Source organism: Candidatus Glassbacteria bacterium (assembly GCA_019456185.1).
In the GTDB taxonomy this organism is placed as follows: domain Bacteria; phylum Gemmatimonadota; class Glassbacteria; order GWA2-58-10; family GWA2-58-10; genus JAJRTS01.
In genome coordinates this window covers 1-2,105 of the sequence record VRUH01000135.1, presented here as the reverse complement: position 1 = coordinate 2,105, position 2,105 = coordinate 1, and the positions used below count along the sequence as shown (strand labels likewise).

2 protein-coding genes are annotated in these 2,105 nt (G+C 58.5%); both read right to left on the bottom strand.

The window, feature by feature from the left end; all coding sequences use genetic code 11:
- Window positions 1–173: 173 nt before the first annotated feature.
- Window positions 174–893, bottom strand: a complete 720-nt coding sequence (locus tag FVQ81_18445) for a hypothetical protein (protein MBW7998511.1) — start codon at window positions 891–893, stop codon at window positions 174–176.
- Window positions 894–977: 84 nt separating this feature from the next.
- Complete coding sequence (locus tag FVQ81_18440; protein ID MBW7998510.1) at window positions 978–1,874, bottom strand: hypothetical protein; 897 nt, start codon at window positions 1,872–1,874, stop codon at window positions 978–980.
- Window positions 1,875–2,105 lie beyond the last annotated feature (231 nt).

The window sequence follows — 2,105 nt, the reverse complement described above, 5'->3', positions numbered from 1 at the left end:
AGGGAGCACTGCGGACCGACCCCGTAGGGCGACAGGGGCGCGCACTTGAAGCGCACCTGGCGAGGTCGGCAGTGCTCCCTCGGTGGAAACCAGCCGCCGGCGCCAGCCGGCCGCTTCGCACGACAATGGCGAGGCGTGGTCCTAAAGCTCCGCGCGTTTCCGGACGTACTCAACTATCGTAGTCCATTGAAAGAGGGGTTGTTGTTGGGAGGGGCGGTTTGCCATGGCCAACAGAACGTTATGCGGTTGCCCTCGATGTTGATGACAAAGCCCATTTGACGAAGGTCGTGGTGAAGCTGGTAAATGGAACGTTGATCGTGATGCCATCCGAAGGCTTTTTCAAACGGCGGTTCGTCATCGAGAACGATGTTAAGGTCCCAGTCCAAGGAGCGCCAGTAACGCTTACAGCCGCTGAAACGAGTGGGGTCTTTCGCGAGATATTTGGAGACGTACGACGCCGCGTGGCGGTCGTTGTGGACCCTTCGGATGTCCACAATGGGCGAGCGCGCGAGCTCACGCATTCGGTTAGATAACCATTTTTGCGAAACGAAGGGGAGCCTCACGAGGATATGTAGGTGCGGGCGCCCCTTCTTGGTTTTCTCAAAGACCGCAATGAAGGGAGGGTTTTTCATGCCCTTCTTCTCGACCAAGTCGCGGCGGATGCGTCGCCACGCTTTGACGAGTGTTTGAGCGGCCTCAGCGTCGGTTTCTCCTGCGGCGGGGCTTGCGGTGAGCGTTATAAAGGTTGTGGGGTGGCCGCGATGCGCCAGGGCCTTCAGCTGGGCTTTTCGTCGAGGGGCGCAGTCCGGGCATGTCCAGCATTTGCAGAGCAGCGCGGTGGCGGTGCCCTCCCAGGTATTTGTATTGACAAGGCTGGTGTCACCACAGTACACTGCTTGCGTCCTTGATCGATGTGGTTGTTCGCTCGTCTTGGACGAGACCCTGGCCCGGCCCCTGAGAAGGGGTCGGGCTTCTTTTTATGTGCAGGGGCATAAGGGTTGTCCGCCTTCCGGGATGGCGATCACCGAAAGGTAGCTGGCCTGAGTTTGATAGTTGCCGCCCTCCGAGCGGACTTGAACGATGATGCTGAAATCTCCTTCAACGTAGGCGGAGGCTACAAGATCAGCGGGTTTTGTTTGCGTCACGAAGACCGGGCCGTCCTGGTCGATAGGGTTGGGCTCGCCAACAATGATGATGCGCATGGATATCTGAAGCTCGCCACCGCTGAGGGCTGTTGTGGTTGTCCCGGCGCAGATTTGCCACTTTCCGGGTCCCATTCTGGCACCGCCGAGGCTGATGGTGGCGCTACCCCGTTCGTATTTAGTTTCCTTCCACACCATAGGCGTCCAGCCGGACAGCGCCAGATGAACGTCACCATCGGTGAAGCCGAGTGCCGCGCCGGCGGCTTGCGACATGAGGCAAGGCGCCGTGCAATACAGGGCAGAGGTCCAACGGTAAAGGAACTCGCTCACCACGTCGATGATCAGGAGCCACAACAGGACGTATTGGAGCTTGGTGTCGATGATCCAGAGCCATTTTAAGTTGCGGCCGATTTTTCGGTCTTGGACCAGGCGCAGCAGGGGGATGCGGCGCATTAAGCGGCGGATCAGCTTGGGGCGCTTTGTCCTGCGGCTTCTGCCGCCTGCGGTTTTCATCAACCCCCACGGGCGAAAGACGCACCTTGCGATATCAGCGAGGCCGAAGTCTACTGCGGTGATCGCGGCTTCCAGCGCAGCCGGCCACATGGTTTCGACGTAGACGACAAGAGGAGCGTCGCACGGGTTCATCACCATGCGGACGATGAAATTCACCCGTGTGACGATTGAACCGGGTATCTGTTCTCGCCTCGGGAGGAAATGTTTTAGAAGTCCCATGACTGACTCGGGGGCGCGAATAACTGGGCGATGTTAGGCGAGTGGGCGACGCCAGAGGCTGATCTTGCCCCAGAAGTTGTCGCCATTGATGTAGGTCAGAACGGCGTTGATTGGGTCTTTGCTTGCTTGGTACGAGCCGGCGTAGGTTGCGGTATAGTAGAGCCCCGCGTTATTATACTCTGTGTTCCAACCATGGAATTGTTTGCGGGTGTCTGATCGTCCGAGATCAGA